The 6,156-nt window shown below is 67.4% G+C and carries 4 protein-coding genes; all 4 read right to left on the bottom strand.

Going from position 1 to position 6,156, the window contains the following annotated elements:
- Positions 1-103: 103 nt before the first annotated feature.
- Positions 104-838 carry a DUF1906 domain-containing protein gene (locus ACFWAY_RS45150; RefSeq protein WP_378515139.1) on the bottom strand — a complete coding sequence of 245 codons (735 nt, stop codon included), beginning with the start codon at positions 836-838 and terminating at the stop codon, positions 104-106.
- Between the two features lie 164 nt (positions 839-1,002).
- Positions 1,003-2,625 (bottom strand): NADH-quinone oxidoreductase subunit NuoN, encoded by a 1,623-nt coding sequence (gene nuoN, locus ACFWAY_RS45145; protein ID WP_378515138.1) that lies wholly within the window; start codon positions 2,623-2,625, stop codon positions 1,003-1,005.
- Positions 2,622-4,193, bottom strand: coding sequence for an NADH-quinone oxidoreductase subunit M (locus ACFWAY_RS45140; protein ID WP_378451596.1), 1,572 nt, complete (start codon positions 4,191-4,193; stop codon positions 2,622-2,624). Before ACFWAY_RS45140 ends, nuoN begins: the two co-directional genes overlap by 4 nt.
- Entirely contained in the window at positions 4,190-6,112 is a 1,923-nt protein-coding gene (gene nuoL / locus ACFWAY_RS45135; protein ID WP_378515137.1) for an NADH-quinone oxidoreductase subunit L, read from the bottom strand. The genes ACFWAY_RS45140 and nuoL overlap by 4 nt, the downstream gene beginning before the upstream one ends.
- Positions 6,113-6,156 lie beyond the last annotated feature (44 nt).

Below are 6,156 nucleotides of genomic sequence, written 5' to 3'. Positions count from 1 at the left end.
CCCCACACGGTCAGGTAGCCAGAACAACCACAACCGAAAACAACGAACCCCCAGCTCAACCGGGGGTTCGCTCGTTCTCATAGCAGTAACTTCGGCCTAGCGGTCACCACTGGCCGTAGTCGGGCTTCAGGATGTCATTGAGATCGATGCCGACCCCGGCGACGTTGCTCGCGTCGATCTCGTACTGGTGCAGGTGCGCCGACGGGTGAACGTACCCCTCGGGTGTGCCCCAATCGTGCTGCCAATACCACGACCCGAGCCCGGCGAGGACCGCCAGATCCAGCGTCTTGGAGTTGGCGTAGATGCCGGTGTTGGCCTTGCCGACCACCGACTCCCACCCGGCGAGGTACGGGGCGATCATGGTGAGGAAATCGGCGGGCGAAGGATTGTCGTCGATGGACGCGTAGATGGGTCGGTCCTCGGAACCGCCTGCGGCGAGATGCAATTCGAGTCCGCGCTCCGCGTGCCGCTTGCCGGCCTCGAGACCGCCGCGCCAATCGGCCGTCGACCCCTTGCCGAACTGATAACACGAGACGACCGACAGTCCGGCGTCGAGCAACGCCTGCGCCTCGTCGGCGAGCATCGGCTTGCCTTCCATCCACTCGGCGCCGGGCCGGCGGTCGGACACGTAGCGGATGGCGCCGGCATACCCGGCCTCGAGGATCGCGTCCGCCGAAGGCACCCCACCGGCGTAGTCGATCAGGATGCCGAGGCTGTCCGCCTTCGCGACGGCGACCGAGGACGTGGTGGACGCGAGTGCCGCGATCCCGGCCACAGCGGATCCCGCTGCCGCGTACCGGAACAGGTCTCTCCGAGAAATCTGCACTGTGGCCCCCATATCCGATCGGTCGCGCTCCGGCGTGTCTCCGACATTCACTCTCGCTCAGTCGGTATGTTGTCCGGTTTGCATTCCACCACACTCACACGGGTCCCGCCAGCCACTTGGACTACATCCGTCACATCGGACACTCGCGACCCGCGCCGAACCGGCGGCGCCACGAGTCAGCGGAAGAACACCGCAGCCTGGTCGGCCAGATCGAGTGCCCCCTGCGGCAGGATTCCGAGAACCACCGTCACCACCACTCCGACCGCGATGGCCGCGGCGGTGAACATGCTGGGCACCACGATCGTCGGGGCGTCGCTCTGCGGCTCCGAGAAGAACATCAGGACGATGACGCGGACGTAGAAGAACGCCGCGATCGCGCTGCTGACGACACCGACGAGGACGAGCGGAACGGCACCGCCCTCGATGGCGGCCTGGAAGACCGCGAACTTGCTGACGAACCCACTCGTCAAGGGGATTCCGGCGAACGCGAGCAGGAACAGCGCGAAGACGCCGCCGACCAGTGGCGAACGCCGCCCCAGTCCCGCCCAGCGGGACAGGTCCGTCGCCTCGCCCCGGCTGTCCCGCACCAGGGTGACGACGGCGAACGCGCCGAGCGTGCTGAACCCGTACGCCAGGAGATAGAACATCGTGGACGACAGGCCCGCCCGGTTGGCCGCGATCAGACCGGTGAGGATGAATCCGGCGTGCGCGACCGACGAATACGCGAGCATCCGCTTGACGTCGTTCTGCGTGACCGCCATGACCGCACCGACCACCATGGTGAGGATGGCGACGCCCCACATCACCGGCCGCCAGTCCGCGCGCAGGTCGGGCAGTGCCACGTAGAAGATGCGCAGCATCGCGCCGACGGCCGCGACCTTGGTGGCCGCCGCCATGAAAGCGGTGATCGGAGTCGGCGCACCCTGATAGACGTCGGGAATCCAGGAGTGGAACGGGACGGCACCGATCTTGAACAGCAGGCCCACCGACAGGAGCGCGGTTCCGATCAGCGCCAGCGTCTTGTCGTCGGTGCCCCGGGCGAGCGCGTCGGCGATCCGCGGCAACTCGACGGTGCCCGCGTAGCCGTACAGCAGGGCCACACCGAACAGGAAGAAGGCGGACGAGAACGCCCCGAGCAGAAAGTATTTGAGGGCCGCCTCCTGCGACAGGAGACGGCGACGCCGCGCCAGCCCGCACAGCAGGTAGAGCGGCAGCGAGAGGACCTCGAGCGCCACGAACATGGTGAGGAGGTCGTTGGACGCCGGGAACAGGAGCATCCCGCCGACCGCGAACAGGGTGAGGGGAAAGACCTCGGTATGCCCTGGGGCGCTCTTGGTGGCCTCCCGTTCGGCGACGCTGCCGGGAACAGCGAACGCCTGGGGGGTGAAGGCGTCGGTTCCGCCTTCCGGCTCGGCTGCACTCGCGGCTGTTACCTCCGCGGTCGCCGCGGCGACCCCGCTGTCGACGCTCCGCTCGGCGATGAGCAGGATCGCGGGGATCGAGATCAGCAGGATCGTTCCCTGGAGGAACAGTGTCGGACCGTCGACGGCCACCGCGCCCGCGACGGTGGAGTCGCGGGTTCCGGCGAGCATGACGACGGCCACGAACGCGGCGGTGAGTCCTCCGAGCGCGAGTACGAGATGGCTCGAGTAGCGGCCGCGCCGGGGCAGGAACGCCTCGACGAGCACACCGGCGACGGCCACGCCGAACACGATCAACATGGGTGCCAGCTGGCCGTATTCGATGTCCGGCGCGCGCAACGTCGTGGACTGGGCGAGTACGAGTTCGGAGGTACTCATCGGTGTGTGCCTCCCTCTGGGTCCTGCCCGGCGACGGTGGGTGCGGGATCGTGCTGACCGACGGTGACGAGGACGTGGCTCACCGCGGGGGTGATGACGTCCAGCACGGGCTTGGGGTAGACGCCGAGGACGAGCAGCAGGGCGATCAGCGGCGCCACGACCGCGATCTCACGGCGCACGAGGTCGCGGACGGTCTCGTTGCCCTCCTTCAGCGGTCCGGTCATCATCCGCTGATAGAGCCACAGCACGTAGATCGCGGCGAGGACGAGCGCGAAAGTCGCGACCACGGCAGCGATCTGGTAGCGCGAGAACGTGCCGACCAGGACGAGGAACTCGCTGATGAACGGCGCCAGGCCCGGCAGCGACAGCGTGGCGAGTCCCGCCACGAGGAACGTCCCTGCCATCACCGGCGCGACCTTCTGCACGCCGCCGTAGTCGGCGATGAGGCGGGTGCCGCGGCGGGACACCAGGAACCCCGCGATCAGGAACAGCGCCGCGGTCGAGATGCCGTGGTTGACCATGTACAGCGTCGATCCGGCCTGTCCCTGGCTCGTCATGGCGAAGATGCCGAGAATGATGAACCCGAAGTGCGAGATCGACGTGTAGGCGATCAGTCGCATCACGTCGGTCTGGCCGATGGCCAGTACCGCGCCGTAGATGATTCCGATCACCGCCAGCACCGTGACGAACGGTGCGAAGTACGCGGACGCTTCGGGGAACATCTGCAGGCAGTAGCGCAGCATGCCGAACGTCCCGACCTTGTCGACGACGGCCATCATGAGCACCGCGCTGGCCGGGGTGGCTTCCACCGCGGCGCCCGGCAGCCACGTGTGGAACGGCCACAACGGCGCCTTGACCGCGAACGCGAACATGAAACCGAGGAACAGCGCCTTCAGCACGCCGGGGTCGGCGTCCAGCCCTTCGGCGACGATCACCCGGAAGTCGAAGGTGCCGCCGCCGAAGGCGTCCTGACGCGCCGTCACCACGTACACCCCGATGACCGCAGCCAGCATGATCAGGCCGCCGAACAGGTTGTAGAGCAGGAACTTCACCGCGGCATACGACCTCCCCGCCCCGCCGAATCCTCCGATCAGGAAGTACATCGGGATGAGCATGGCCTCGAAGAAGATGTAGAAGAGCAGGACGTCGAGGGCGGTGAACGACATGATCACCATCGCCTCGACCATCAGCGTCAGCGCCACGTACGTGTGGGCCATCCGCCGCTGCCCGTAGTCGGGCGCGGTGTCACCGTCGTTCCACCCCGCCAGCAACAGCAGCGGCACCAGAACGGTGGTGAGGAGCACCAGGACGAGCGCGATGCCGTCCAGGCCCAGGATGTACCGGGTGCCGAACGCCGGGATCCAGGCGTGAGATTCGACGAACTGGTACTGCTCGCCGGTCGGATCGAACCGGATCGCCAGCACGACCGCCAGGCACAGCACCACCACGGACACACCCACGGCGACGGATTTCGCGAGCGCGCGCCTGTGGACGGGCAATGCCAGGACCACACCGGCACCGACGAGTGGCAGCACCCAGAGGGCGGTCAGCCACGGGAAGCCGCTCACCACAGCCTCACCAGCATCGTGGCGACCAGAAGGGCCGCACCCGCGAACATGAACAGCGCGTACGAACGGACGAACCCGGTCTGCAGGCGCCGCACCCGCATCGACGTTCCGCCGACGAGCGCGGCGAACCCGTTGACGGCACCGTCGACTCCCCTGCCGTCGACGGTCACGAGTGTTCGCGTCAGCTCCTGCCCGGGACGCATCAGCGCCGCCTCGTTGAACGCGTCGCCGTACAGGTCCTTCCGGGCCGCAACAGTGAACGCGGTGACGTCCGCCGGCGCGACCTCGGGGATCGGCTGCCGAGCGTACTGCCGGTAGGCCACCGCGACTCCCGCGAGCACCACCACCAGCGTGAGTGCGGTGATCGCCCACACGGGCAGGGCGGGCTCGCCGTGGTGGGCGCCGACGACCGGTTCCAGCCAGTGCTGCAGGGAGGAGCCGACAGCGAGGAGGGCGCCGGCGGCGACCGAGCCCACCGCGAGCAGGATCATCGGCACCGTCATCACCCCTGGCGATTCGTGTGGGTCGGCGACGAGAACATTCCCCTTCGCGTCGCTGGCCCCGGAAGCCCACCGCGGTTGTCCGAAGAAGGTCATCAGCATCACCCTGGTCATGTAGAAGGCGGTGAGTCCCGCGCCGAGCAGCGTGACCGTTCCGAGGACGACGCCCTGGACGCCCTCGGCGGCGAATGCCGCTTCGATGATCTTGTCCTTGGAGAAGAAGCCGGAGAACGGCGGAATCCCGATGATGGCCAGGTATCCCAACCCGAACGTCACGAACGTGATCGGCATGAAGGTGCGCAGACCACCGTAGCGGCGCATGTTCACCTCGTCGTTCATGCCGTGCATCACCGATCCTGCGCCGAGGAACAGACCGGCCTTGAAGAAGCCGTGGGTGAGCAGCAGCATGATCGCGAACGCGTACCCGGCCGGCCCGAGACCGGCGGCCAGCACCATGTACCCGATCTGGCTCATCGTGGATGCCGCCAGCGCCTTCTTGATGTCGTCCTTCGCGCAGCCGATGATCGCGCCGAACAGCAGGGTCGCCGCACCGACGATCACGACAGCGAGCTGGGCACCCGGGGCCAGATCGAAGATCGCGTTGGATCGGACGATCAGATACACACCCGCCGTGACCATGGTCGCGGCGTGGATGAGCGCCGACACCGGTGTCGGACCCTCCATCGCGTCACCGAGCCAGGACTGCAGGGGGACCTGCGCCGATTTGCCGCAGGCGGCGAGCAGCAGTGCGAGCCCGATCGCGGTGAGCACCCCCTCGCTCGCGGCGCCGGCACGCGTGAACACGTCGGCGAATTCGATCGAGCCGAAGGTCGAGAACATGATCATGATCGCGAGGACCAGGCCCATGTCGCCGACGCGGTTGACCACGAACGCCTTCTTCGCGGCCGCCGCCGCGGACGGCTTGTACTGCCAGAACCCGATGAGCAGGTACGAGGCGAGACCGACGCCCTCCCACCCGACGTACAGGCCCAGGAAGTTGTCGGCCAGCACCAGCAGCAGCATCGCCGCGAGGAACAGATTGAGGTAGGCGAAGAATCGCCTGCGCTCCGGATCGTGTGCCATGTACCCGATCGAATAGATGTGGATCAGCGAACCCACCCCGGTGATCAGCAGCACGAAGCACACGGACAGCTGGTCGAGTTGGAGACCGAAATCCACCTGGAGTTCGCCGACCGGCACCCAGCTGAACAGGGTCTGGTGCACGACCCGCTCGGCTGCGTCCCGGCCCAGCATGTCGACGAAGAAGACGACGCCGAGCGCGAACGAGACCAGCGCCGTCGCGCAGCCGAGGAGATGGCCCCACGCATCACTGCGCCGGCCCGCCAGCAGGAGCACGGCGGCGCCGAGGAGCGGCAGAACCGGCAGCAGCCACACGGCCGACGAGAGCGTTCCGCTCATGCCGCACCGCCGATCGGGGTGTCGTCGTCGGGCAAAGTCACCTT

Source organism: Rhodococcus sp. NPDC059968, from assembly GCF_042738615.1.
Lineage (GTDB): Bacteria > Actinomycetota > Actinomycetes > Mycobacteriales > Mycobacteriaceae > Rhodococcus_F.
Note: the sequence above shows the minus strand (reverse complement) of the source record. Positions and strands in the feature narration are given on the sequence as shown.